At 47.8% G+C, this 25,450-nt stretch carries 23 protein-coding genes and 1 pseudogene; 12 read left to right on the forward strand and 12 right to left on the reverse strand.

Going from position 1 to position 25,450, the window contains the following annotated elements; all coding sequences use genetic code 11:
- Positions 1-51: 51 nt before the first annotated feature.
- The gene (locus ABRS97_RS17840) at positions 52-1,683 is read right to left on the reverse strand and encodes an S-layer homology domain-containing protein (RefSeq protein WP_367816126.1); all 1,632 of its coding nucleotides are present in this window, start codon (positions 1,681-1,683) and stop codon (positions 52-54) included.
- A gap of 151 nt (positions 1,684-1,834) precedes the next feature.
- Positions 1,835-2,791, reverse strand: a complete 957-nt coding sequence (locus tag ABRS97_RS17845) for a diguanylate cyclase domain-containing protein (protein ID WP_367816128.1) — start codon at positions 2,789-2,791, stop codon at positions 1,835-1,837.
- Between the two features lie 404 nt (positions 2,792-3,195).
- On the opposite strand from ABRS97_RS17845, the gene ABRS97_RS17850 reads away from it, so the two are divergent.
- The 3 genes from ABRS97_RS17850 (at position 3,196) to ABRS97_RS17860 (ending at position 5,092) form a co-directional block, all read left to right on the forward strand.
- On the forward strand, positions 3,196-3,897 hold the full coding sequence (locus ABRS97_RS17850; protein ID WP_367816129.1) for a response regulator: 702 nt from the start codon (positions 3,196-3,198) through the stop codon (positions 3,895-3,897).
- A gap of 217 nt (positions 3,898-4,114) precedes the next feature.
- Entirely contained in the window at positions 4,115-4,351 is a 237-nt protein-coding gene (locus ABRS97_RS17855) for a hypothetical protein (protein ID WP_367816131.1), read from the forward strand.
- A 99-nt stretch (positions 4,352-4,450) separates the two neighbouring features.
- Positions 4,451-5,092 carry a thiamine diphosphokinase gene (locus ABRS97_RS17860; protein WP_367816133.1) on the forward strand — a complete coding sequence of 214 codons (642 nt, stop codon included), beginning with the start codon at positions 4,451-4,453 and terminating at the stop codon, positions 5,090-5,092.
- A 53-nt stretch (positions 5,093-5,145) separates the two neighbouring features.
- Here the strand turns inward: ABRS97_RS17860 and ABRS97_RS17865 are convergent, their stop codons facing one another.
- Positions 5,146-6,480, reverse strand: a complete 1,335-nt coding sequence (locus tag ABRS97_RS17865) for an MFS transporter (protein WP_367816135.1) — start codon at positions 6,478-6,480, stop codon at positions 5,146-5,148.
- A gap of 262 nt (positions 6,481-6,742) precedes the next feature.
- Here ABRS97_RS17865 and ABRS97_RS17870 point away from each other — a divergent pair, with 262 nt between their 5' ends.
- Complete coding sequence (locus ABRS97_RS17870) at positions 6,743-9,112, forward strand: sensor histidine kinase (RefSeq protein ID WP_367816137.1); 2,370 nt, start codon at positions 6,743-6,745, stop codon at positions 9,110-9,112.
- A 15-nt stretch (positions 9,113-9,127) separates the two neighbouring features.
- Entirely contained in the window at positions 9,128-9,790 is a 663-nt protein-coding gene (locus ABRS97_RS17875) for a response regulator (protein ID WP_367816138.1), read from the forward strand.
- 18 nt (positions 9,791-9,808) lie between these two features.
- Here the strand turns inward: ABRS97_RS17875 and ABRS97_RS17880 are convergent, their stop codons facing one another.
- Positions 9,809-10,288: a GAF domain-containing protein gene (locus tag ABRS97_RS17880; RefSeq protein WP_483312476.1), complete on the reverse strand. Its 480-nt coding sequence runs from the start codon at positions 10,286-10,288 to the stop codon at positions 9,809-9,811.
- A 121-nt stretch (positions 10,289-10,409) separates the two neighbouring features.
- Positions 10,410-11,099 carry an L-ribulose-5-phosphate 4-epimerase gene (gene araD / locus ABRS97_RS17885; protein WP_367816142.1) on the reverse strand — a complete coding sequence of 230 codons (690 nt, stop codon included), beginning with the start codon at positions 11,097-11,099 and terminating at the stop codon, positions 10,410-10,412.
- Between the two features lie 271 nt (positions 11,100-11,370).
- Between araD and ABRS97_RS17890 the strand changes: the two genes are divergently transcribed.
- On the forward strand, positions 11,371-12,579 hold the full coding sequence (locus ABRS97_RS17890; protein ID WP_367816144.1) for a serine hydrolase domain-containing protein: 1,209 nt from the start codon (positions 11,371-11,373) through the stop codon (positions 12,577-12,579).
- Between the two features lie 403 nt (positions 12,580-12,982).
- Here ABRS97_RS17890 and ABRS97_RS17895 read toward each other — a convergent pair whose 3' ends face one another.
- Entirely contained in the window at positions 12,983-13,360 is a 378-nt protein-coding gene (locus ABRS97_RS17895; RefSeq protein ID WP_367816145.1) for a winged helix-turn-helix transcriptional regulator, read from the reverse strand.
- 180 nt (positions 13,361-13,540) lie between these two features.
- Between ABRS97_RS17895 and ABRS97_RS17900 the strand changes: the two genes are divergently transcribed.
- The 4 genes and pseudogenes from ABRS97_RS17900 to ABRS97_RS17915 form a co-directional block, all read left to right on the forward strand.
- Positions 13,541-14,563 carry a zinc-binding alcohol dehydrogenase family protein gene (locus ABRS97_RS17900; protein WP_367816147.1) on the forward strand — a complete coding sequence of 341 codons (1,023 nt, stop codon included), beginning with the start codon at positions 13,541-13,543 and terminating at the stop codon, positions 14,561-14,563.
- Between the two features lie 55 nt (positions 14,564-14,618).
- The gene (locus ABRS97_RS17905) at positions 14,619-15,281 is read left to right on the forward strand and encodes an MBL fold metallo-hydrolase (protein ID WP_367816148.1); all 663 of its coding nucleotides are present in this window, start codon (positions 14,619-14,621) and stop codon (positions 15,279-15,281) included.
- Positions 15,282-15,435: 154 nt separating this feature from the next.
- Positions 15,436-15,759 (forward strand): NIPSNAP family protein, encoded by a 324-nt coding sequence (locus tag ABRS97_RS17910; protein WP_367816150.1) that lies wholly within the window; start codon positions 15,436-15,438, stop codon positions 15,757-15,759.
- Positions 15,760-15,883: 124 nt separating this feature from the next.
- A pseudogene (locus tag ABRS97_RS17915) lies at positions 15,884-16,096 on the forward strand (NAD(P)H-dependent oxidoreductase); the annotation flags it as partial.
- A 408-nt stretch (positions 16,097-16,504) separates the two neighbouring features.
- Here ABRS97_RS17915 and ABRS97_RS17920 read toward each other — a convergent pair.
- From ABRS97_RS17920 to ABRS97_RS17930, 3 genes are all read right to left on the reverse strand, one after another.
- Entirely contained in the window at positions 16,505-17,734 is a 1,230-nt protein-coding gene (locus ABRS97_RS17920; RefSeq protein WP_367816151.1) for an S-layer homology domain-containing protein, read from the reverse strand.
- Positions 17,735-18,446: 712 nt separating this feature from the next.
- Positions 18,447-18,896 (reverse strand): hypothetical protein, encoded by a 450-nt coding sequence (locus tag ABRS97_RS17925; RefSeq protein ID WP_367816153.1) that lies wholly within the window; start codon positions 18,894-18,896, stop codon positions 18,447-18,449.
- A gap of 241 nt (positions 18,897-19,137) precedes the next feature.
- Complete coding sequence (locus ABRS97_RS17930; protein WP_367816154.1) at positions 19,138-20,016, reverse strand: RNA polymerase sigma-70 factor; 879 nt, start codon at positions 20,014-20,016, stop codon at positions 19,138-19,140.
- A gap of 213 nt (positions 20,017-20,229) precedes the next feature.
- Here ABRS97_RS17930 and ABRS97_RS17935 point away from each other — a divergent pair, with 213 nt between their 5' ends.
- Both ABRS97_RS17935 and ABRS97_RS17940 read left to right on the forward strand, forming a co-directional pair.
- Positions 20,230-20,796, forward strand: coding sequence for an RNA polymerase sigma factor (locus ABRS97_RS17935; RefSeq protein WP_367816156.1), 567 nt, complete (start codon positions 20,230-20,232; stop codon positions 20,794-20,796).
- Positions 20,783-22,054: a hypothetical protein gene (locus ABRS97_RS17940; RefSeq protein ID WP_367816158.1), complete on the forward strand. Its 1,272-nt coding sequence runs from the start codon at positions 20,783-20,785 to the stop codon at positions 22,052-22,054. The genes ABRS97_RS17935 and ABRS97_RS17940 overlap by 14 nt, the downstream gene beginning before the upstream one ends.
- A 506-nt stretch (positions 22,055-22,560) precedes the next feature.
- Here ABRS97_RS17940 and ABRS97_RS17945 read toward each other — a convergent pair.
- From ABRS97_RS17945 to ABRS97_RS17955, 3 genes are all read right to left on the reverse strand, one after another.
- Positions 22,561-23,163: a GNAT family N-acetyltransferase gene (locus tag ABRS97_RS17945; protein WP_367816159.1), complete on the reverse strand. Its 603-nt coding sequence runs from the start codon at positions 23,161-23,163 to the stop codon at positions 22,561-22,563.
- Between the two features lie 5 nt (positions 23,164-23,168).
- Positions 23,169-23,702, reverse strand: coding sequence for a YfiT family bacillithiol transferase (locus ABRS97_RS17950; protein ID WP_367816161.1), 534 nt, complete (start codon positions 23,700-23,702; stop codon positions 23,169-23,171).
- Between the two features lie 117 nt (positions 23,703-23,819).
- Positions 23,820-25,358 carry an HD domain-containing phosphohydrolase gene (locus ABRS97_RS17955; protein ID WP_367816163.1) on the reverse strand — a complete coding sequence of 513 codons (1,539 nt, stop codon included), beginning with the start codon at positions 25,356-25,358 and terminating at the stop codon, positions 23,820-23,822.
- Between the last annotated feature and the right edge of the window lie 92 nt (positions 25,359-25,450).

The raw sequence follows: 25,450 nt of genomic DNA on the forward strand, positions 1-25,450 counted from the left end.
CTGTAGCACTTCCGGATCTTCTACGTCCATCCTGTCAAATGCCGAGCCGGCTCACTTCGTGAGCAGCGGCTGGGCGCGATTCAGCAGCGCCGCCATTTCCGCGCGCGTCAAGGACGCACCCGGGCGAAACGTGCCGTCGGCGAAGCCGCCCGCGAGGCCGCTGCTGCTCATCGCAGCAATGGCCTCGGCCGACCAGCTTCCAGCCGGCACGTCGGAGAACTTCACTGCCGCCGTACCCGTCGGCTGCAGCTTCAATGCGCGGGCGAGCAGCACGGACATCTGCTCCCGCGTGATCACGCCATCCGGCGCGAAGCGATCATCGCTGATCCCCTCGATCAGCCCATGCTGCTTCGCGATCATAATATCCTGCCTCGCCCAATGGGAGGCAGGCACATCTTTGAAGCCGGCGGCGTTCGAGGAAGCCGTCTCGCCGGATAGACCAAGTGCGCGAACCATAATCGTCGCGGCTTCTGCCCTTGTGAGCGCAGCGTCAGGCGCGAACCGGTCTGAGGCGGTGCCAAGCATCCAGCCTCGATTCGCAGCGGCTAGCACGTCAGCCTGTGCCCAATGCTTCTGCATGTCGGTGAAATAGAAGCCGTCCGACCATAGGCTGTAGAAATCCCATACATCAGGCATCTCTTGATTCAGGCTCCAGCTTCCTGTTCCCTTCAGGTTGTACTTGCTCACCAATTTGAGCTTCTCTTTTAACGATTGCTCATTTTCGTACCAAACCGTGTACGTACCCGCCGCTAACTTTTTACCGTTAATTGAAGTTTCTTTATCTGTTGGATTAATCGTAAAAGTAGCCACTGGCGATTGGCTTGCCGCATCATAACGAACGGTCCCTTGATAGGTCTGAATGAGCTTATTCACCGTTTGATTCGAGACCCCTGCTCCATTGGAAGCCGAATCTTGATTCCAGTAACGGCCATAAAACGGGATACCCAGCACAAGCTTGTCGGACGGAATCTGCTTTAATGCATACTGAATCGATTTCTCGACAAAGGGCAAGCTAGCTACAGGGCCTGGCGTCGGGTCGCCGGGATAGCTTTCGTCGTAAGCCATCAGCATCAAGTAATCGCTAACTTCAGCTAACGCCTTGTAGTCGAAGGCGGCAATCCAGCCTTTCGTTGCGCCTGTGGGGTTCGCAGCCACGGCTACGGATACTTCCATTGTGCTTGGCAGCTTTTCGCGCAGCTTTTTCACCAGATCCGTATAGCTGTCGCGGTAGCTGGCATCCACATTCTCGATATCCAGATTAATGCCGTCCAAATGATTGCTTGAAATGGCATTCACAATTTGGCTAACGAGCGCTTCGCGATTATCAATTGCTTTTTGGCCAACCGCTTGGTCAAAATCGTTGCTTAGGAAAGGAACCACCTTTTTCCCTTGCTTATGCATCTCATCGATAAAGGACGACTGCAAGGAATCAGAAACTTGCAAACTGCCATCCGTATTCAAGTGAAAATAACTGGGAGACACCACATCCAGTGCCTGACCGCTTTTCGCTACTTGATTGATATAGGAACTCGGACTGCCAAAGTACATATATGACATGGCGAACTTGCCCTGAGCTGAAGCTGCATCTACGGAGATAACATGATGTTGACTCGTTGCGAGTGTCAATACCGCTGCTATGGAGACAATAATACCAACCTTGGCCAGTTTTTTCCGTATGTACATGTATATTCATCTCCCTTGTTGTGGAGTCTAGTTGCGTTCTTTCTATCTTGCAGGAAAGATGATCTTTAAGCTATGAGTAAATATTGGTGCTTCGCTACACACCCTTGAATAAACGCAAAAAACGCCGCAGGAGCGCTCGGCCCTTACAGCGTTAAGATTCATATTCTCTAAATATATCAGTATCCTTCTGGAAAAATTGATAATTGTTTCTGCCCTTCCCCTTCACTTGATAGAGGGCAATGTCCACCTGCTTCATCAGGCGTGCTGCATCCGATTGGTCTCCGTCATACATCGTAATTCCCATGCTGAGTGTTGCTCGAAATGTATGCCCCTTTACTTCCCATGGTACATCCATAGAACGAATGATTCGCTGAGCGACGCTTTCCACATGTCCCTGGCAATCCACTGCCGGGAGCAAAATCGTGAATTCATCGCCTCCCATCCGGGCGAACATATCAATTTCCCGCAAACATCCTTGAATTCGACTAGCGAACTCCTGCAGGAATGCATCCCCAATGTCATGGCCCATGGTGTCATTAATGATTTTGAAATCATCAATATCCAGATAAAGCAGAGCAAACGGCCTGGCCGTTCTCTTGGCTTGCAGCAGCATCTGACTCATATGCTCTTTATATAATCGACGATTGGGCAAGCCCGTCAGAGGGTCGTGATGCGCCATCGCAATCCAGCGATTTTCTTGATTTTTGCGTAATGTGATATCATTTAAGGCAAAACACACTTGAGCGAGCTGATCTTGCTCATCGGAAATCGGGATTGACGTACATTCCAGCCACATATTCCCCTCACTCTCGCCTCCGCGATTCGCAAGAAATTCCAACTTGTTGCTGCTTCCAGTCTGAAGCGTTTTTATAAATAGCTTATGCACATCCATCCGGTACTCCGAATCGATGGTCTCCACCACTTGCTCGAAGCTGCTTGGAATGAAGCCGGCAATCCGGTCAAAGCTTTGCGAAGCATACATTAAATTACCATATATATCGAACACGCAAAACAAATCCCATGCCTGTTCAATGAATTGATGCACAAACTGCTCCGGCCTTAGCCAAGAAAGCTTAATATGGTCCAATTGCGCCCTATTATCTTTCAACAGAATTGCCGCCCCTTTCCGCACTTCTTCATAGAGACAAAGGTAGCGTAGCATGTAAACATAAAGATTATATAAAATTTTCCTAAAGTTTGGGTCAAATGACGTCAGGAAATGACACTTTTGGTCTACTTTTATCGAAAATCGGGATTTCCATCCAGAACGATATACCTATATTGACAGATGACTTTGGAATCACACCTATAAAATCCTTATTTTGGTTTATTTGCATATACAAGTATTCAAATCTTGCAATTTCGTTACTTTCTTCGCATACCATAGAGCATTTAGTGATAAAAAGTATAGTATTTACTGGGAGAATCGTTCTATAATAATAGTAAACATTTGGAGAATGGGAATCACTTACTTTCAATAGAGTCGTTCCGTAACTGAGGAGGATTCCATACATGTCAGGAGAAAAAATTTTAGTCGTTGATGACGAACCAGAAATCGTCGAATTAATACAACTCTATCTCGCGCGAGAAGGCTATCAGGTCATCAGTGCCAACAATGGACAAGATGTTTTCGATATTGTTCGTGAACACAACCCCGACCTCATTATTTTGGACATATTGTTGCCTGGACTGGATGGCATCGAGGTATGCCGACAGCTGCGCAAAACGAGCAACACACCGATTCTGTTCATATCCTGCAAGAGCGAGGACATCGATATCATACTCGGCTTAAGCATGGGCGGCGACGACTACATGACCAAACCCTTCAGCCCCAGCCAGCTTGTAGCTCGCGTAAAGGCTCATTTACGTCGGAATTCCATTCGCGAGCAGCACAAAGACGATCCTCAGCTGGTGAAATTCCCCGGCCTCGAAATCGACTTGGTTAGCCACATCGTCAAAGTAAACGGCCAAACGATCTCCCTTTCAGCTAAAGAATTCGACCTCTTATCGTTAATGGCCAAAACACCAAACCGCGTTTACAAAATCGAGCACCTGTTTGAACTTGTGTGGAGCCTGGACAGCATTGGCGATCCGCGAACTCTCATTGTACATATCAGCAATCTGCGCAAGAAAATTGAATCCAATCCTGCAGAACCCCGCTATATCATCACCGTGAGGGGCGTCGGTTATAAATTCAATGGTTCATTTAATTAAAACCACTTTTTAAAAAGATCTGCCCGTTCGTTCTGAATAGGAACGGATACAGCCGCGATCAATAAGGCTGGCATAAAAGCCATGATACTTGTGTTCTCTCCGATCTGTTTATCCCGGTTTGCCCCTTGACTACCCTCTCATTCTACATGATCCGGCTCATAATTTCCTCCTTCCTAGGAAAAGGTATGATTAGGCTGTTGGAAAGGAGGAATGCGGCATGTCTAACGATAAAACCATGGATCCCATGAGCGGCGACACAGTCGAGACAGACGGTGTTTATGCTGACGAAGCCGGGCATGAAGTCACGCTGAAGCGTGGCGACGAATTCCCTGCTGATTTAATTTTAGGCCGAACGACTTGGGAAATGAAGGGCTTCTCCATGAATGAAGCCGAGATTGATCACGATCAGAAGGATAACACGAAGGTACGACGGCGCGTGGATACACGAACCTGAGTTAAGGAATGACCGAGCTGCCTCTCGCGAAGCGGCTCGGTTTTTTGCGTCTCTATGGTATAATAAGCGTTGAAATGAAGTTAGAGGAGACGGGACGCAATGAAAGGGAAACGAATTGTCATCGTGACAGGCGGGACGCTGGGCGAGTGGATTCTGAAAGAAATCCACACCGAAGATGTGCTTGTCGGATCAGACCGCGGCGCTCTCTACTTGATTGAGCGTAGTTTGCAACCGCATATCTCCATGGGGGACTTCGACTCGGTTACGCAGGAGGAACGAGATCGAATCCGCGATTCGAGTCGGCATTTTCTGGACTGCGATCCGATCTATAAGGACTTGACCGATACCGAAATGGCCTTCGAATGGGCGCTGGCACAGGAGCCTGCGAGCATAGTTCTGCTGGGCGCCTTGGGCACTCGATTCGATCACTCTCTGGCTAACATCCACTTGCTGCGCAAAGGGCTGGATCGTGGCATCCCATGCACAATCATCGATGCCAGCAACGAAATTATCGTGATCGATAAACCGGCCCGCATCCGGAAAGGGTCTTACACACATGTATCACTGCTGCCGCTCAGCCTGAATGTAACCGGCATCACGCTGCATGGCTTTCAGTACCCGCTCCACCAGGCGACGCTGCAGATCGGCCAATCTCTAGGCATCAGCAACGTGCTGCTGGAGCAGGAAGGGCTTATCGAGCTGGAAACAGGCATGCTGCTCGTGATTCAAAGCAGGGACTGACGGACCTAAGAATTCCCCCTCAGAATACAGGATTTCGCACACGCTTCTCGTTGTCACTTACGCTTTACATAGATGAGGACAAGCAGGAGTCCACAAACGGATGCTGCCGCGCTTATCCCATATAGACTGCTGAATCCGCTCTGAAACTTAACCAACAGGATGCCAGCCACCGTTGGTCCTATCGTCGAACCGAGAGAACGGAATAAACTCAAGTACCCGATGGCCGCGCCTGTTTCCTTGAGATCCACGGATTGGATCATTAAAACATTGAGCGGCGCTCCGATAATGATGCCTACGCCAAAGCCCATCATCACGATGATGGCGATGAAGGCGGCCACCGAGGTGCCCAGGAGCACAAGCGACACGGCGCCCAGCGCCGTTAGCGCAAAGCCCGCCAGCAGCACTCTTTTGGCCCCTATTTTATCCGCCAGTACTCCGGCCAACAGGGAGGCCAGCATAGACGACACAGCCATAGGCGTTATCGTGAGGCCAGAGCTGCCTTTGGCCAGCCCCAACAGCGTTTCCGCATATAAAGGAAGCATGTTGATGGCGCTAGCCATGACGAAGCCCGATAAGAGCGAAGAAACTAAGAGCATCGCTGTTTTGCTCTCGGTCAAATAGCCCAATTTCAGAATCGGGTCTTTCTGTCTCCGCTCGATCCGGATAAATATCGGCAGAATGACGATGAAAGCGAGCAGATACCACAGATTCGTTTGCGTAATCCCTAGCATCATACTTACAATTAGCCCAACTAGCAGAACCATCCCTGCAAAATCAATTGGCTTCTTCACCAGTTCCTGGCTTGCCTGAAACCTGGAGATCACAATTAAAATCACGATGGAAATCGGCACATTGATGAGAAAAATCCACTGCCACTGCAGCGAAGCGATCAGGAGGCCGCCGAGAACGGGACCCAGAATCGTCCCGACTCCGAAGAAAACCCCGATGAGGCCAAGCGCCTTCCCGCGCTTCTCCGGCGGATAAGAAACCGCAATCTGCGCAGCGGTAATCGGAAAGATCCCCCCTGTTCCAATAGCCTGCACAGCTCTCCCCAATAAGAATAGCGTGAAATTCGGCGCGAATGCCGCAATCAGGGACCCGGCAGCAAAGATCAGAATGCCCGCCATGAATATGGGTTTGCGGCCAAATCGATCGGAGAGCTTGCCTTGAATCGGTATGCTGACTGCGAACAATAACGTATAAATCGTAAAGCTCCACACGCCCCATGAGGGACTGACGTTATAAGTTGATAGAATTGAACTTAATGCCGGCCCCACAATACCGTGATCCAGCGCCCCCATGAAAATCCCCAGCAAAAATGTGAAAATCGTTGCTCCCTTGGATAATCCAGCACGCTGCTGCACCGCACTGGCTGTCTGAGTTGTCACCTTGAACCCACCTCACCATCATAGTATGAGATTATCGTAACCCTTAATTTCCCATGAAGCACCGAAAAGACGATGGGGATTTTCCTCAAATCCATTGCGGGATCTCTCCGTAAACCGAATGCCCCCTCTGCATTTCAGAGACCGCAATGCTATATTCGGCAATTACGAAATGGGTTTTCGTGGAAAATAGCGTCTCTTCATGATAAAGTGAAGCGAGAAACCCTGCGTTCGTCTATGAAAAATCTTTCAACACGGAGGAATTATGCTTCCTTCCAAATTCAGGTTAGCCGCGTTCTTTGCCTTGCTTCTTGCCATTCTCGCCATAGGCATCTGCACGCTTCACATCTCGCTGAAGTACACATATATTGGCATCCTGGCAGGAAAGTCGCCTTCAGGAGAATGGCAGGTTCAAAAGATTTCTGGAACATCTTGGGCATATGCTCAGCGTATCCCGGCAGGAACCAGGATTCTGGCGATCAACGACGTCAGTCCCGACCAGTTCACACTGACCAGACATTCGAGAGTGATTGAACGCATCGAAAGCATTGAGCTAGAACTGGACGGAGAGAGAAAGTTCACGCGCTTCGAAGCTTATGACACCGGCCTAACACTAAGCGCGCATGTCATCGCTCCTTTCCTGTTTTTTGCCGTCATGCTATGGATAAGTTTTACATTATATCGCAAAAAGGCGAACGAGAAGGAAATCAAGCTTCTAATCGCTTTCTCTCTTACTGTGGCGCTAAGCTATGTAATGGCCGGCGCTTCTGCGAGGAATGTTCCTTTCGCCATTCTTCTTATTTCATTTACGTTTCCTATGATCCCGACACTGCTCATGCATACTTTGTATGCCTACTTAAAGAAGCGCGGAGAAAGGTTCATTCCATTTCCTTTTATATGCTGCGGATACCTTGGCGCCGTAGGGATTATTTGCAATAAATTTCTGGTTTTATATACGGATTTCTATCATCCGTTTCCCTTATTTTCGAATAATCTTCCCGAACTCATCATGAATACGGCAATGAACATCATTCTTTTGGTCAATATGTTTCGCAAGTTCGTACGCCGACCGAACCCGTTCCATTCCTTTTATAAAATTGTTCTAGCCGGACAACTGCTCTCTTTTTTTCCATTTGTATGTCTGATCGCCATCCCAAGACTGTTGTTTCGTGTTGACCTGATCCCGGCAGAGATAGCCGCCTTGTTCATTACCTGCATTCCGTTCTTCTATATCTATCTTCTGACGAACAATCCGCTGTTTGATATCGATTACGTCTGCCGCCGCGTTCGCAATTACGCATTGCTTGCTATTGTACCGGCCTCCCTTGTTGCTGGCCTGACCTACTTAATTTGGCTTAACGATGCCGTGAATGTGATCAAATCGTTTCAAATTTTTCTGCTGGTCCATATCGCTTTCGTCTGCTTGCTGTTCGCCAAAGAAACCCTGGATTCCCCGCGCTTCGGTTGGTTGAAACGAACAACTCCTTATCAGCGAAGCCTCGACCGATTCACCAGCCGGATATCCCAAATCATGCAGCCTAGCGAGCTAGAGTCGGCCTTATTGGAAGAGATCCAACAGGTCTTACCCGTACAAAACGCCGCTCTGCTGGAGGTGGATTCCGCGCAAGCGTACGTTGCTGTCAGAACCCAAATAGGCCTGCTGCAAGAGGAACAGGTTTTCGAACAGTTGAAAGTCGGACTCCAGGACGTCCGGATTGGGGAATTTATTCCGCTGTCGAGTGGCATGAGTTACCTCTTCGGGATGAAGAATGGCAGCTATCAGATCATATGGTTAACGAACAAAGTATCGGGGTTACGATTCAATACCGAAGAAATCGCATGGATGAAAACCTTGTTTACCTATGTAACGATCGTTTATGAAAATTTCCAGTTGACGCATGATTTCATCGGGAAGCTGCAAATGAGCATTTCGGAGGATCAGAAAGCGCCGCCATGGCTGCTCAGGCTTTTATTCTCCATTTCGGAGAAGGAACGGAGGCGATTAAGCGCGGATCTGCACGACTCGGCGTTGCAGGATCAAATGCTCTGGTATCGCCGATTCGAAGATATCATGAAAACTCATTCTATTTCTGCTCCGCTTAGGCAAGATATGGAACAAATACGCGAAGGATTGCTGGATGTGGTGGCGCAAATTCGTGAAACCTGCAACGAACTGCGTCCTCCCTTTCTCAAAGAGATTGGGATTGTTGAAGCCATCCATCATTTATTAGCTCAAGTCAGGCTTCGCACCAACTATGCAGTTGAAATAAATGCCGAAGCTTTCCATGCGGAGCTGGATGACAATCAGGTTCTCACGTTGTACCGAATCGTTCAAGAATTGCTCCAAAATGCGGATAAGCACGCCAAAGCGGATCAAGTTGACTTGCATTTATCGAATACGGCTGAAAGTATTACCCTTCTGTATAAAGATAACGGGATCGGGATGGATTTGACGCTTCTGCAATCGTCTTTTACCCATATGGGATTGTGGGGGATTCAGGAAAGGGTGGCCAGTCTGGATGGCAAGGTGATGTTTACCTCGGCGCCAGGCAAAGGCATGGATCTGCACATCACGATTCCCTTGACCTCCCCGTCTCCGCTTAAGCAATATGTCTTTGATACATCTCTACGCTAGAAGGAGTTGACGTGCATGATTTCCATTATGCTGATAGATGATCATCCCTCTGTCGGTGAGGGCACCAAGAACCGCCTTGAGCAGGAGGGCGATCTGCAGGTTACTGTCGTATCCAGCGGGATGGAAGCCCTTGAGCTGTTAGCGAATGGGGCTGCATTTGACCTCATGCTTTGCGATTTAAATATGCCTGTTATTAATGGACTTGAGCTGACGAAACGGATACTCGACATCAATTCCGATGCGCTGATCGTCATCTATACAGGGTTCGAAATAGCCCCCAACTTTAATATGCTCATGGAAGCCGGCGTCAGCGGGTTTATCAGCAAAGCTACTTCCTGGGAGCAGATGGTTCAATCGATTCGCTGTGCATTGCGCGGGGAGTCGGTTATTCCGACGATGCTTTTGAAGCAATTGCGAAGAATGGATTTGAAGCTGGCCGCTCCAGATACCAACAAATCGATGGAGCACACCTCCATTAATCAGAAGGAACAAACGATCCTTCAAGAGGTTGCTCTCGGCAAAAGCAATAAAGATATCGCCAGTCTTCTATTCATGAGCCAGCGTACTGTTGAGTATCATTTATCGCGTATTTTCGAGAAATTAAATGTCCGCTCGCGGTCCGAAGCCGTTGTCGAAGCCAAGAAGCACGGGCTCATTCAAAATGTGGATTTTCTATAAATCAATTCGCAAAAACCGCTACATACTCGCCGCCAGCGCCGCGACGAACTGCTCCAAATAGTGCTGATCCTCTTCATCAAATCGGCTTAGAATTGGGCTGTCTATATCCAGCACGCCAATGAGCTCGCCCGCTTTGACAATCGGGATCACAATCTCGGATTGCGATGCCGCATCACAGGCAATGTGGCCAGGGAACTCGTGAACATTCGCGACACGAATAGTTTCCTGGCGCAGCGCCGACGTTCCACAGACGCCTTTGCCAAGGGGAATGCGCACACACGCCGGAAGGCCCTGAAATGGCCCTAGAACTAACTCAGTCCCCTCCATTAAATAAAAACCCACCCAGTTAATATCGTTCAAAAATTGCTGCAGCAGCGCCGAAGCGTTGGCTAGATTCGCAATTCGATTCGGTTCATCATGCGTTAATGCCTCGACTTGCTTAATGAGCAGTTGATATTGCTCGGCCCGAGATCCTTCATATGCTGATTTCGTAAACACGATAATCATCTCACTTCCCCAAAAAATCTATTGCACTTAAACATGTTTATCATATCAGAACCTATCTCCCACGCCAAAAGCAAAAGGGCAGCCGGCTTCATCGCCAACCGCCCCTTTGCTATTATTTTTGCCCGTAATAGGCGTTTGCTCCATGCTTTCTCAGAAAATGGCGATCGAGCAGTATCTGATCCATAGCTGGTATCGACAGATTCAACTGAAACGTGCGATAAGCCATCTTCGCAACTTCTTCCAACACAACCGCGTTATGAACTGCATGGTGCGGATCTTTGCCCCAACTGAAAGGCGCGTGGCAGTTGACCAGCACACCAGGAACCATGGATGGATCCTTGCCCTCGAACGTTTCAATGATAACATGGCCCGTTTCAAGTTCGTAAGCGCCCTTGATCTCCGCTTCCGTCATTAGCCGCGTGCATGGCACTTCGCCGTAGAAATAGTCAGCGTGGGTGGTGCCAAGCGCCGGAATGCCCCGGCCAGCTTGCGCCCATGTCGTCGCCCAGGAAGAATGCGTATGCACGATGCCGCCGATTGTGGGAAATGCCCGGTAAAGCGCCAAATGTGTTGGCGTATCGGAGGAAGGCTTCAGTTTCCCTTCAACGATCTTTCCTTCCAAATCAACGACAACAAGATCATCAACCTTCAGTTCTTCGTATGGCACCCCGCTTGGCTTGATGACGACGAGTCCCTGCCCGCGATCGATGCCGCTAACATTCCCCCATGTAAACGTGACGAGCTGATATTTCGGCAAATCCAGATTCGCTTCCAAAACTGCTTGCTTCAATTTTTCCAGCAACTGCGCTCAACACCTTCCGATAAAATGTCCTGATGATCTTCATTATACACTTGTACGTACATGTTATCTATATGTAACGTGAAAAAGGTTGATTCACAAAACTTGTATGTACGTTTTTAGGGAAGTTTATATATTTTGTGTCCGAAATGTTCAATTTTAAGTATATACTCAGGTAAAATTTAGGTTATTTTAAGGTTTACGCTATATTTTTTTCATAATTAAGGAGTATGCTTCTTTTTGATCAGTTTACTTCTGAAAGGATACCATTCGTATGAATAATAAAAAGAAGAAACGTGTCAGAGGTGGAATCGCCTTATCACTACCAGTCGCGTCAGGGAATGGCGAAAATAGCGTCGGGAGCACCCCCGGACAATCGTTGCCCTCACCCTCAGCGACTAACAAAGCTGCAAACGATTTCTACTGGCCGACGAACGGCTGGAGATCGGCTACACCAGAATCTCAAGGGATGGACTCAGCCGCGATTGCTGAGACTCTTGAAGCATTCCAGGACCGCAATGTGCAAAGCCTCATCATCATCCGCAACGGTTATGTAGTGGCTGAAGCTTACAACAAACATACACAAGCCGATATCCCCCAGGATATGCGTTCAGTCACCAAATCCGTGAATTCCGCCCTTATAGGCATCGCTGTATCTGAACAAAAAATAAATAGCGTTCATCGTAAACTCACTGACTTTTTCCCGGAAATCACGAAAGATCCTGTTCAATCAACGATTACCATTCATCACCTGCTATCTATGACATCAGGATTGGAATGGAAAGACGATCAGGAGGAATCCTCATCGGAGATGATGTACTCAGATGACTGGATTGAGCAAATATGGAAACACCCCTCCATCCACCAGCCAGGCGCAGCTTTTAATTACAGCAACGGAGACGCGCACCTGCTATCCGCTGTGATGCAGAAAGCGACTGGCGAAACGCTGTTTGACTATGCCAAATCTCGCTTATTCGCGCCGCTAGGCATAACGGATGCGAAATGGAACCATGACCCTCAGGGCTACACTATCGGGGCTTGGGCGTTGGCATTGACCCTTCGCGATATGGCCAAGCTTGGTTTGTTGTATTTGAAGCAAGGCGTCTGGGATCAAACAACCGTACTCCCGAATGAATGGATCAAGGAATCGCTGACCCAACGCGCATATCTTAATTATAGAGATGGTACGCGAGGCGGGTATGGGTACTATTGGTGGATCAAAGCTTTAAATCGGGGACGTTTTGAGGGCGATACCAGAAGATACGATATGTTCTATGCATCTGGATCAGGCGGCCAGCGTATTTTTGTCGTGCCTGAGCTGCAACTCATCACAGCTTTTACAGCGAAATCAAGTGATGTGGATATGCCGGAGGATCTGCTGAGGCAAATCGTTCTATCCGTTCGCTCAAACCGGTGGATACCTGAATCCGCAGAGGCGGCAGCTAGTCTGGAGCAAGCGATTCAATCTTTTAAGAGCGTATAACGATACCGGTTTCCATACAAAAAACCACTTCCGCCCTAATTGGAGAGGAAGTGGTTTTTTAAATTATTGGCTATGTTAAACGATAATGGTAAGCGAGAGCTTATCTACTTTTTGCAGTTCTGACTTGAAGGATATGATGAACCGTTATATCAAATAGATTCAATTAATCAGGTTTTATCGTTATTATCATGCTGAATTGTGTGTCTTAATCATTGAACTAAACATTCCTTATAGCCTAAGAAATGGGCTTTGTCAAAAAAAGAGCGCCTCGGTATGATGGGTTTGTCGACGGGTAAATACCCAACACCATCAAGGAGGTGCTCTTATTATGAAGCTTAATTTCAGCCAGACCACTCGTGAGCCCTGTAACTCTGTAACTGGATCGAGTGACGCAAGTAATTTGTTACTCCACTTTTACTAACATATCCCTTTTGTTTGCAATCTCCTCGTTATACCTCAACCCCCAGTCTCTCATGAGATTAATAATGGGTTCTAAGGTCTGACCGAACTCCGTTAACGAATATTCAACCTTTGGCGGAACCTCTTTATAAATCTCCCTGTGTACTACCCCACCATCCTCCAATTCACGAAGCTGAAGGGTCAACATTCGCTGTGTGATATCTGGCATTAACCTGCGAAATTCATTAAAGCGCCTTGTCCCTGATAATAAATGATATAAAATGATGCCCTTCCATTTACCTCCAACCACTTCTAATGTGGTTTCTACTGGACATCCGCGGGGGTCAGGACAAGATGGGTACTCATTATTAATACTTTTCATTTGTTTGCCTCCATTCAAGTCTTAGTATAAAAAAGTACACTATACAACAAAATTGTGCGTACTTACATAAAATAACTTCCTGCATTATTATAACAGAAGTTGGAACACGAACGGTAACCAACTCACATTTTTATACCGTTGAACAACTCTAAATAACTAGATGAAGGGATGAAATGAACTATGGAAACTATGAAGGCTGTCGGCTTGCATCGTTATTTGCCTATTGAAAACCCAGAAAGTTTGTTGGATCTAAAAATTGAAAAGCCAGTTGCAACTGGCCGAGATCTACTCGTTCGTGTAAAAGCTGTGGCCGTTAATCCAGTTGATTATAAGGTTCGATCACCTAAAGAAAAGGTTGAAGAAACCCCAAAAATTTTAGGCTGGGATGTAGCGGGTGTTGTTGAAGAAGTTGGCCCAGATTGCACGTTATTCCGTCCAGGTGATGAGGTTTATTACGCTGGTGACATTACTCGGCAAGGGGGTAATAGTGAATTCCATCTTGTTGACGAAAGGATTGTAGGGAAAAAGCCGAAATCTTTAGACTTTGCACAAGCTGCTGCCCTGCCATTAACAACGCTGACTGCTTATGAGGCATTGTTTGAACGTATGAACATTAGTCGTGAACCCAACGAAAATAAGAATAAAACGATTCTTATTATTGGAGCTGCAGGTGGGGTTGGATCTATAGCCGTCCAATTAGCAAAATGGGCCGGACTGACCGTTATTGGAACTGCCTCCAGACCTGATTCCGTGGCTTGGGCAAAAGAACAAGGGGTTGACTACACCATCAACCACTTTGAAGAGTTCGTCCCCCAATTAAAGCAGTTAGGATATGAAACCGTTCCGTACATTCTTTGTCTTAACACAACAGCTAAGCATTGGGTAAACATGGCGAATGCGATTGCACCCCAAGGAACAATTTGTTCCATCATTGCAGACGGGCAGCTTGATATGCCATCGATCGTAAACAAAAGTGCAACCTTTGTTTGGGAGTTCATGTTTACAAGATCTATGTTTCAAACGGAGGACATGATTCAACAACACACACTCTTGAACGAAGTAGCTGATTTAATTGATAGTAAAAAGATAAGAACTACCCTAAGCGAACGTCTTTCCCCTATCCATGCAGAGAATTTACGAAAAGCTCATTCATTGCTGGAAACGGGCAGAGTTATTGGTAAAATTGCCATTGAAAATTTTTAATGTAATCAAAAACGATATCAAAAATTCCAAACCATACTAAAAGGAAGTGCTTAACATGAACCTGATTCAACTATCCGAACATGTATATAAATGCGAATCTGTAGTCACTGAACCTATTCATATCCCTGTTAATACCTGGTTAATTAAAGATCATGATGATGTGTATATCATCGATACAGGTCTAGAAGGATTAGTAGATGCTCAAATGAAGGCTGCCACAGCTATTGGTACTCCAAAAACAATTTTACTTACCCATGGCCACAGTGATCATATTCAAGGTGCTGCAAAGTGGTTAGAGAAGTTTAACCTTCCTATTTATGCACATCAGAAAGAACTTATTTATATCAATGGAGAAGCACCCTATCCGAACTTCAATACTCTTGAAAATACAGGGGTGGCCAATAGGGTTCTGCCATTAACAGAGCAAACACTTGCACACCTACCTATCCAATACTATCTAACACCTGGGCACTCACCGGGGCATGTCATCTACCATCATGAATTGGATAATGTACTTTTAACAGGAGATCTCTTTATTACAGGTAAGGAGGATTTACATCCACCCATTAGAAGTTTTAGCATTGACATCAACGAGAACATAGATAGCGCCGCAATTATTGATGAAATCAAACCCACACTGCTCAGTTCTTCACATGGACAAGAACTTCTCTACAATGAAGAATTGTATACAAATCATGTGATACGGTATAGAGACTAGTACAGCATCAAGCCTTAATCTGTGAGTGAAAGTTCAGTCTACGTTATCATTGGAACAAAAACCTGCCCAAACATATTCCATTGATTTAGAATTGATGTCGTACTAGAAACAGTCAATATATCCAATCAAAATCTGGTTTGAGAGGGGATTTAGAATGATACATGAATGGCGTGAATATACAATAGCTCCAGGCAAATCTGCCGATTTACACAAGCGGTTTGAGGAAGTGACGGAGCCCCTATTTAAAAAACATGGGATAAAAGCGCTGGGATACTGGAATGTCGTAGTCGGTGAAAATCCAAAACTCGTTTATCTTTGCGAATTCGAAGATCTCTCTCATCGAGAACGAGCGTGGGCTTCCTTTTTTAGCGATCCCGAATGGATTGCCGGTCGTGTAGCGTCAGAGAAGAATGGTGCTCTAACACTAAGAGTCGCCAATACGATTTTATCACCGACGAAATATTCAGCGATACAATAATCGGAGCTGTAAACTCTAATCCCAATGCGAATGACTGAATCATCTGATAACTTTAATGTCTTCCCGTGACTGCTGCTGTGTGCAGCGGTTCGGGGAGTAAGGCATCCTTATATGGTAAGATGTGTGGGCGGATGCGATTATTTTCAGTACGCCAACCCGATTTGGTAATGTCCCTTCACAGATTAAGCAATTCTTAGATACGACGGGCGGAATCTGGTTTACCGGCAAAACCGCAAATAAAGTCGTTAGTGCGATGGCCTCGGCTCAAAATCCACATGGGGGTCAAGAACAAACCATTTTGCAGTTGTATACATCCATGTACCATTGGGGTGCCATATCGCAGCGTCAGGTTTTACCGGTTGAACCAAAGGGCAAAGACCCGTAACGATAGCAAGACCGGCCTCCACCCCTTGGACAGGCGTAACGAAGGAATGAGAGGGCAGAGACCCGTTGAGACATGGGAGTGAAAACCTCCAGGGGCGGCGTGGAGAATACGTGCAGTATATGGAAGAATATAGGGTTACAATCTCCCCCTCTATTTCCTCACGCCTTCATGTTGTCCTGGTCAACTACACTGGCTCTCTTACTTTCATTCTGTATTTTTGATAAGGGAGATATCCTGCGAATAAGCGAGCATTCGTAAGAAAAGTGAATTGTACTGAGGGAGCTCAATAAGCCGCCTCTTCAACGAGGCGGTTTTCTTATCGTAAAAATCAACATCTGGATTTAACATAGCCAAATTATATTAGGAATGAATAATTGAAAAGACAAGCGTCTTCCCGTCAGGCTCCAAACGTGCCTCTACCGCGTAATTCCCGATTTGCTTGGTGGTCGTTTCCAAAACGCCCTTTGCCGCAACGCGGTCGCAAGCTTCCGAAAATTGGCGATTGAAAATGTCTGCATCATAACCGAACAAGAAATCCGTAAATTTGCGGATGCTTTCCTGATTACGAGCAAGCGTGCCTTCTTCGAGACGAACGGTCACCCCATAGGTCAAGAACTGCGGATCGAGCCACAGAGAGGCTTCATTGCTATATCGCGCTTCCTCGGTCGCACCGCCGACCGCTATGCTCTTCGCTTCCGCATCCCGAAACAAGCGCAGCGTCGTTTCTTCCAGATCATAGTTCGTACCTCGCAGCTTACCGGCTTCTTCCATCACTTCATAGGCTTGCAGCATGCGCTGATCCGGGAAAACCAATTTCTTGTAGCTGCCATCTTTCGTCGGAACTACCTTAATGAACGATTCTTTGACGTTGTTTACGGTTACCCGCTTCTCTTTCGTCTGTAAACGGGCAATAATCTGAAGCGCTTCCGCTCTAGTGACGAATCGCCCAACACCAAAATACCCGTTCGGGTATCCTTCCATGATTCCCTTCGTCATCGCTTCGCCAATGAATTTCTGCTGTCTGGCTGACGCGCTTTGGTAATCCCCAAATTGGGAAGCGGTTTTCATACTGTACACTTCATCTTCCAAATACTCGGTTTCTTTGAGCAAATAAAATAAAATCTCAGCGACATCCTCGCGTTTCAATTTCGCTTTATAGTCCTTGAATTGACCCTTCGTCATGAAATGGAGGTCACTGGCCAAATCCAAGTAAGGCTTTGCCCAATAACCAACGGTACTGGGTTTAAACGTAAAATCGCGGTAATCCTGCTGTAAAATGCCTTGATTGCTGCTGCTCAAAGCTTGCAAAAACGCAGGCTTCCATTTTCGCTCGCCATTCGGGTACATATCGGTAAAGGCTAACAAAACAATTTTGATGAATTGATCCGCTGTAACAGAATCATCCGGTCGAAAGGTGCCATCTGGAAATCCATCCAGCAGCCCCTGCTGCGCCATCTGGCCGATCGTCTGCTCCGCCCAATGTCCGTGCACGTCTGCAAAACCCGCAGCTTCAGCCTCCCCCTCCACGACACCAATAGACATTACGCAACATATCATTGCGAGCGCTATCCATTTCTTAAGTCTAAACATCTATGTCTCTCCGCTTCTCCATGATTTTTTTAGCGAAATTATGCGCCATTCCAAGGATAAGCCTTCTGCCAAGCTTTGAAAACCTGCTAGATGCCTAGAATTAAAGATAAGCTGGAACTACACACACTAGGACTATAGCCATAGGCATGACTTGCCGAGCAGCTGGATTTCACTGCTTAAGAATAACCTGAGGCTGTGAGGCTGTGCCTCAGGTCCTTGTCTAAACCCATGCATCCACGGAACTACGGTGCCTTATTCCACAGTAAAACCCCTTTTTCCCCCCTGAAGCGGAACTAGGGTGCGTTAAATGAGCGAAAATGTGCCTACAACCCAGCATTTCCTGCTCATAACGCACGGTAGTTCCGCGAAATGTCCCTACGACCGAAAATACTGCCTCTTAACGCACCTACGTTCCGCTCACCCGTGCAAACAGACGATCTATCGCAGATTGACGCGACATTTCAACGATCCAAACCGCTGTGGCACTTCCGGATTTTCTACATCCATCCTATCGAATGCCCGTACCGCACGATGCGCGCGGAATCTCTCCGCTCGCTCAGCGAGCTCGTCACACACACTCAAACCTGACGTCATAAGCTTTCTGTTAGAAAGGGGGTCCCTAACGCTTTAGTTCTGAATGGATTTAAACATTCTGGCAAAGAAAGAAGCGCATGCGGTTTGCAGCCACATGCGCTTTTTATCTTGGACCAGTTTATCCGATTCGTTGATCGGCTCCAACCAGTTTGACTGAATTATAATAGCGAAGCCAGTCGACCATGTACATCATTTTCATCAAATAATCCGGCACCGTTCCTTGAAGCATCTCGTATTTCTCCTGCCCAAGCAATTGGTGCATCTCCCAGCTCTTCATGTAAATAGCTTTGATGAGCGCTTCTTCCGTTTGAGGCTTATGGAGGTCAGTCCCCCGTGAAAGCTCAATTTCCTCGATAATAGCCCCTCTGTAATAAGGATGTATGTTCACCTGCTGCCCCAAATCGATGTAGGCCAACCCTGTATACTCGAAGGGTAACCAAAACAGATTTGTTTTCATATCGGCTAATTTCACTGTATACACAAGTCCCAAATTTAATGCAATCGGCTGCGGATAATTGTTAATGTGTCGGGATCGTAGATGTTCCCAGACATGCTCAACGAAATTCATGGTGTACTTCCTTCCTTGGGGCCCGATAATGTAGGCAGTGTTCTTCCTTCATATTGCGTGTTGACACCATCGTTTGTCAAGAAATCCCTGAAACTGCGGCGATTGGAAGCCACGAAACCATTCTCTTTTATTCGCTCCGCGCCTGGCGTTCTCCTCTACATTTCGACACACCGTAATTTCTATGGACAAAGACCCATAATCCTGGGAACTCCCGAATGATATAGGAAAAGGATCACGCGTCCTACTCAACACCTTTCTCCCTATTCGGAAGCTGCAATTTATCTGGATTGCGCATGAAAAAAATACGCTGCACGCGCCCTTCCGCATCAAGCTCGATATTCACCGCAGCGATCGTGCGCCCATGTTCGCTAATAATCATACCGCGCTGACCGTTCATATTGACCAATTGATACTGAACATCGTCCGATCTCTTGCTCTGAATGCCGTGAAGAAATTTGATAACTCGCTCACGCCCCAGAATTGGACGCAATGCGGCCAAGACTTTGCCTCCGCCATCCGAGTACAGAACGACATCTTCGCTCAAGGAGCGAATGAGCTCATCGAGGTTACCCGTGCTTGAAGCACGGAGGAACTGCTGTGCTAAGCCGTAAGCATGCTCATTGGCATGAACGGCAGGCGCTTCCTCTTCTCGAAGCTTTCGCCTCAACCGGCTGAAAACTTGGCGGCAGTTGGCTTCCGATTTACCGACAATTTCACCAATTTCCGTATAGTCATATTCGAAGGCTTCCCGCAAAATAAATACAGCCCGCTCAACTGGCGTCAACTTCTCCATGTAAACCATGAATGCGTATGAGAACGTTTCATCCCGCTCGATCGCGTGCAACGGATCATCCGAATCAATGAGCAAAGGCTCTGGCAGCCACTCGCCAACATAAAGCTCTCTTCGTTTGCGTGCAGATTTTGTATAGTCAATACAGCGATTCGTAATCATTTTACATAAATAGGCTTTGGTATGATGCACTTGATTCGGATACAACTGCTGCGCATTCATGAATGTGTCCTGCACCATATCCTCCGCATCTGCGACGGAACCCAGCATTCGATAGGCGATCGAGAATAGCAAAGGTTTATATTCGTCATATATATCCGAAATATCCAAGATGAATCCACGCTCCTTTTTTGTGAAAACAGGCCGTTTGTTATAACCAGATTAGCACCCAAAACAATCGCAGCTCTGTGTTCAGTATACCCGTAACCGAATCCCTCGCCAATGTAAACGATGTTCAATAAGCAAGTGTGACTCCAAAAAAATATTTTGTCGAGCGGCGAACTTTTTTCTAACATGTAACGTCTAATTCAGAGAGGTGAGAGTATGGAGACGACCGGTGTCCATGTATTTGAATATTTAAAGTACGTATCCGAAACAACGGACCAGAAAGCGATCCTTCGCAATTTGATGGATGCTTACGGGAACGATGTATGGAATTATGCGTTCAGCATATGCCGTAATATGGATTTGGCGGACGACATCTCACAAGATGCCTTCCTCAAAGTTTACCGCAATCTAACGACCTTCCGCGGCGAAGCCTCTGTGAAGACTTGGCTGCTGACAATTACACGCAATACCGCTTATGACTATTTACGCAAAGCATTCTGGCGCAAGGTTACCCTTGTTGGCTTCATTCAATCTGCAGGAACATCACAATCTGCTGAAAATGAAGCCATGGAGAAGCTGTACGCTAGTGACATATGGAAAAAAGTGATTTCCCTGCCTCCTAAATATCGGGAAATTTTGATTTTGCATGCCCATCATCAGCTCTCGACGAAGGAAATGGCAGCTGTTCTGAACATCTCAGAGGGAACTGTGAAATCGAGGCTCCATCATGCCAGATTGAAGGTGATCGGGCTGAAGGAGCGTGAAGCGCGTGAACTCTCCTGATCCGGATGATTTACATAAGGAACTGGAATCCGGGCCGCTCCAACAATCCGGCTTTACATCCAGGCTTCAGAAGGACATTGAGCAAGCGATCGATCGCAAGGAACGGGCAAAACCTCGAATAAAGCCACTTCTGTGCTTCTCAGGACTCGCTGTTGTTGCAGCCGTCGTGATGCTCTTCCCCTGGGACTCGATTCATACGGAGAGCGATGCCGCTGCGCTGGTTGAAACCCCTGCTCAAGCGGAGGCGCAAGCTATTGTCTCCTCCCCGGCACCAATCAGCACCGCACTGCTGATCGGGCTCAGGACGGAGCATGAAGCTACGGACAGCAACCGTACGCTGAGCTCCCTCCGCTACAGTACTTATCGGACCATGTTAATCGCCCCCGTTCGCGGGAAGCTGCAGAAAACGTCTGAAGGTAGCGGAATTCTCATGCCGTACAAGCAAAATTTCTGGAAAATCGATTCGCTCGTCAACAAAACAAAAACGGACGAATATCACTACTTATCCGCCCACTTGGCCGATCAACCGGTGAAAGAGGAAACGTTCACCGATAATCCGGATGAAGAACTCACGCATGTGGAAACACTCGTTTTCGCTGGCAATCAGTACTTGTCGATTGCGGAATCGGAAGAAGCTTGGGGCGGCAACGCGCCTTACCAAGCGAATCGCATTTGGGTTCGAACCCTGCCGCAGCTCAAAGAAGGCCACACCACACAGTTTTACACTAAACCGGCAGACAAGAACCATGTTTCGCTCACGGATCTTTATGGCACAACAATTAACAAGGTTCTGGACAACATCTCCATCCCACCGTTGCCCGTTGAAATTCGCACCGAGATCACCGGCCAGAGCTGGACCGTCCAGCGTGAGCCAGGCCGCTGGGTTGGCAAGGTCGCGGAGACAACTCGCTCCGACTCACCCAGTCCGGATCGTTATGTGCTGCGCGATTTCCCGCGCGACCTCCCGGACAAAGTCGTTAACCACGACACGCTCTGCTGCTCGTGGAGCGATATCCGCTCCTCTTGGCCGAATGCGAGCGATGCGCTAACATCGCCGCTTAACGATATGATCGTCGTCTTCGAAGAAGGCAAGCTCAACTTCTACCCTTACGGGCAAGCGCCGAACAGCGAGCCGCAGTTGACTGTCAGCCTGCAGCCAGGGGAGCAACTCGTCATGGCACAGTGGGCTACGGATCATTATGTACAGGAATGGATCGACAAGGTTGACCATTACTTGTCCTACGACAAGACGGAGTAAAAGAACAAGCTCCAAACCCAGGATTGACCTTGGGTCTGGAGCTTGTTTTTGCTTTGTATTGACTTGAGGAGCGATGCTACGCCCGGCGCTCTGCAAGGTACTTCCCGAGGGCATCAGCCGAGCTCTCTTGGCCCTGCATATTTTCTTAACATGGAATAACTATCGTTATAACCATGTATTGGGCGCCGCCGAAGAACCCCCCTGAGCTTGAGGGGGGATTCTCGATATTTGAAGGAGGGAGGTTCCCCAGGTAATAAGATTTCGGGGAACGTGCGTACGTTATTTTGTCAAAAAGCGCCCGATATTGCGCATTGAAGGAACTACAGTGCGCTATTCCGTTGAATTTGCCATCCAAGAGCTAAATTTACCCTCTTTAACGCACCCATGTTCCGCCAACTCCAAACAAAGTGAATGATTCCTACAAATAGAGGCCTGTAGTTCCCCTCTACAAAAAGTACAAGCAACTCCTGTTGTTCGAAGTTGTTCGAAGATCAGCACTACAAACACTATTCACTGTATTTCGTCTCCAACAAATAGAGTAGATTACTTTTAACTTCTGGCCACTCCGTATCCAAGATGCTGTAGAAGATATTGTCATGAATGGTGCCGTCCACCTTAATTCTATGCTTGCGGAAAATCCCTTCGCGGACGGCGCCAATGCGCTCAACAGCCCTTTGCGACCGCAGATTATAACTGCTTACCGAGAACTGGACACGGAGTACATGCATCTGTTCGAATACATGCGATAGCAATAGAAACTTACACTCTGTGTTGACGCGCGTCCGCCACACATCCGGGGACAGCCACGTCCAGCCGATCTCCGCATTCCGGTTGGCGGCATCCATGTCGCCGATTCTCGTTGCTCCGACAATTCGCCCACTGGCGTTGTCGACAATAACAAAGGGGATATGAGAACCGCTCCGTTGGTGCGCTAGCGCCCGTTCCACTGCATCCGAGATGTCCTCTAAAGTAGTCAGATGTCCCCATGTGTACTGCCAAACTTCAGGTTTCCCCACTGCTTCGAATAAAGCCTCCTTATGGCTCGAAGCCATAGGAATCAAGGTGACAGTTCGACCTTCTAAGATAATATCTCCCTGAATCTGAGCCACCCTATTTACCACCCCATGCGATCACGCAGTCGCAAAATGTGAGCAATATGATGGTTGCCATGCCAGGCATAATTGCCAACGTTCCAATCCAGACGAATGGTCTGGCCCGATTCCGGATGCACGAAAGCTCTTGCCAACTGTTCGGCAGGCAGCGACTTCAGAAGGATCATCCAACGACTGTGCAAAGCATCCAGCAGTGCAAGCGACAACCCCACGGGCGAGGACTTACCGTCGCTAAGCTCAGCCCAGCGATCCTCATAATACGGTCTGATTGTCGGCTCCTCCTCTGTCAATGCCAGCTTAAAACGCGTGTAGCTGTTCAAATGGCTGTCCGCAACGTGATGAACCACCTGACGCACCGTCCAGCCGCCTGGACGGTAAGACGTGTCCAATTGCTCATCCGTCAGTCCAGCGACTGCTTCTTGAAGTCGTCTCGGCGTCGACTCAATGTCAGCCATCCATTGTTGAAGCTGCTCCTGTGTAATCTCGCCCTCATGCTCAAATAGTCCAATGGGATAGCGCAATTCATCCAAATCCATCCCCCAGCCTCCTCTGCCTTTTTCTCTATTATACTGCTTATCCGCAGGTTGCCCATGAAGCGGAATACCATTCATTTGCACTTTTCACACGAAATACGGTGATTCGTTACGTTCTTGTTATGAGGAAGCATGAGCGTGAATGAACATTTGGGCAAAAACCGGGTCCCACTGGGTCCCTTTCCCCTCTTCCAGTATGGACATCGCCTTCTCAATTACCATCCCCTGGCGATAAGGGCGATCCGATGTCATCGCGTCGAACGCGTCGGCTACCGCGATAATCCGGCCGAATACAGGGATTTCCTGGCCCTGCAGCCCGTCAGGGTATCCTTTGCCGTCATAGCGCTCATGATGTGAGCGTACACCCGGAAGAAGAGGAGCCATCGCCTCAGGAGGCTCTATTTGTTTCAGGATCGTTTCGCCCAGCACCGGATGCAGCTTGATTTGCTCGAATTCCTCCTCGGTCAAACGCCCCTCCTTCAGCAGCACCGCGTCTCGGACACCAATTTTGCCAATATCGTGAAGCAGCGCGGTTTTGTTTAAAAGATCGAGCTCCTGTTCATTCAACCCGGCAGCTCGTCCGATCATGAGGGAATACTTGGCTACACGCTGAGAATGACCTGCCGTATAGGCATCTCTAGCATCCAGCGCTGCCGCTAAGGTACTGAAGTAACTCTGAAGCAGCAGATTATTCATATGCTCGCGCGCTTCAAGACCCTTCACCATATGATTAAAGCCCGCGATTAGCCGTGAAAATTCATCGGAATATAAATCAGACGCCCGCACCTGAAGATCGCCGGCCTGAACTTCTTTCATTGCGCTGTACAGATCTTGGATCGGCTGCTGAATGTCTTTGGTTAGCATTCTCGCTCCAAGCGATGAGAAGCCTACGCCAAGCAGCAAAATGATAGCCGCCCACTTCCAGTATTCAGAGGTAATTCCCGCCGACTGGGTCACTAGACGAATTTGGGTCGCCAGACTGAATAAGAAAAGCGGCATCGTCCCGATCAGGAAAGCGCTTAGTTGAAATTTGCGCTGAATGGACACGATCACTCGCCCATCGAGCGATACGTCTTCTCCATAGATGCGCCGCCCCAGCTCGCGAATGTGGAGCAGTACGGGGCGTATGGCTCTGGCCGTCATGAAGAATTCCAGCAAGGCGTGCATGCTTGCAACCAGCACAGCACCGATGCCGCCCAGGACCACATAAAACAAAGGCAAAGACAACCAGCCGAGCCGTATGCCCGTGATGGCCATGAGCATGGCCGGAATCGATAAGCCTAGAAAGTGCGGCCCGAGAATGCGTTTCACAGAAAGAGCCGGAAAGCGATGTGTCTGTAGATAGGCCTCCCGAATGGAAGCCAAATCAGGCACTTCCTGCTGAACCATTCTGTGAATCGGTTTCAACTGTCTACGAAATACAATGAATTCGGAAACCATCATCACGATGAGCGAGGCGATCATGATCGCAAATAGGCGAACCAGCTCTGCATTTGAAATGCGAAGCGTAGTTGAAATAATGACCCCGCCTACAACGATAACCGCAGCGGTGGAACCCAACACATAATTTCGCACCAAATCGCTAAGAAACTGCTTGTAGGTATGCACAATGAATTCCTCATTTCTGTAATAACGCCAGCCCTGGCTGACATGTGCCATGATGTTGTTATCATTGTATAGCAAATTGGTCGATCACAGTAGATTTTCAACCGCTTCAAAAGCAAAAAAGCGCCCACAGCATAATCACTGCA

The sequence above is a fragment of the Paenibacillus tabacirhizosphaerae genome, from assembly GCF_040812395.1.
Lineage (GTDB): Bacteria > Bacillota > Bacilli > Paenibacillales > NBRC-103111 > Paenibacillus_E.

What these genes read in the sequence shown, in the direction of transcription:
- ABRS97_RS17935 (WP_367816156.1), top strand. Translation starts at nt 20,230, where the DNA reads ATGGAGACGACCGGTGTCCATGTATTTGAATATTTAAAGTACGTATCC.
- ABRS97_RS17920 (WP_367816151.1), bottom strand. Translation starts at nt 17,734, where the DNA reads ATGTTTAGACTTAAGAAATGGATAGCGCTCGCAATGATATGTTGCGTA.
- ABRS97_RS17860 (WP_367816133.1), top strand. Translation starts at nt 4,451, where the DNA reads ATGAAAGGGAAACGAATTGTCATCGTGACAGGCGGGACGCTGGGCGAG.
- ABRS97_RS17895 (WP_367816145.1), bottom strand. Translation starts at nt 13,360, where the DNA reads ATGAAAAGTATTAATAATGAGTACCCATCTTGTCCTGACCCCCGCGGA.
- ABRS97_RS17910 (WP_367816150.1), top strand. Translation starts at nt 15,436, where the DNA reads ATGATACATGAATGGCGTGAATATACAATAGCTCCAGGCAAATCTGCC.
- ABRS97_RS17955 (WP_367816163.1), bottom strand. Translation starts at nt 25,358, where the DNA reads ATGGCACATGTCAGCCAGGGCTGGCGTTATTACAGAAATGAGGAATTC.
- ABRS97_RS17875 (WP_367816138.1), top strand. Translation starts at nt 9,128, where the DNA reads ATGATTTCCATTATGCTGATAGATGATCATCCCTCTGTCGGTGAGGGC.
- ABRS97_RS17870 (WP_367816137.1), top strand. Translation starts at nt 6,743, where the DNA reads ATGCTTCCTTCCAAATTCAGGTTAGCCGCGTTCTTTGCCTTGCTTCTT.
- ABRS97_RS17905 (WP_367816148.1), top strand. Translation starts at nt 14,619, where the DNA reads ATGAACCTGATTCAACTATCCGAACATGTATATAAATGCGAATCTGTA.
- ABRS97_RS17850 (WP_367816129.1), top strand. Translation starts at nt 3,196, where the DNA reads ATGTCAGGAGAAAAAATTTTAGTCGTTGATGACGAACCAGAAATCGTC.
- ABRS97_RS17950 (WP_367816161.1), bottom strand. Translation starts at nt 23,702, where the DNA reads ATGGATTTGGATGAATTGCGCTATCCCATTGGACTATTTGAGCATGAG.
- ABRS97_RS17840 (WP_367816126.1), bottom strand. Translation starts at nt 1,683, where the DNA reads ATGTACATACGGAAAAAACTGGCCAAGGTTGGTATTATTGTCTCCATA.
- ABRS97_RS17900 (WP_367816147.1), top strand. Translation starts at nt 13,541, where the DNA reads ATGGAAACTATGAAGGCTGTCGGCTTGCATCGTTATTTGCCTATTGAA.
- ABRS97_RS17925 (WP_367816153.1), bottom strand. Translation starts at nt 18,896, where the DNA reads ATGAATTTCGTTGAGCATGTCTGGGAACATCTACGATCCCGACACATT.
- ABRS97_RS17890 (WP_367816144.1), top strand. Translation starts at nt 11,371, where the DNA reads ATGAATAATAAAAAGAAGAAACGTGTCAGAGGTGGAATCGCCTTATCA.
- ABRS97_RS17855 (WP_367816131.1), top strand. Translation starts at nt 4,115, where the DNA reads ATGTCTAACGATAAAACCATGGATCCCATGAGCGGCGACACAGTCGAG.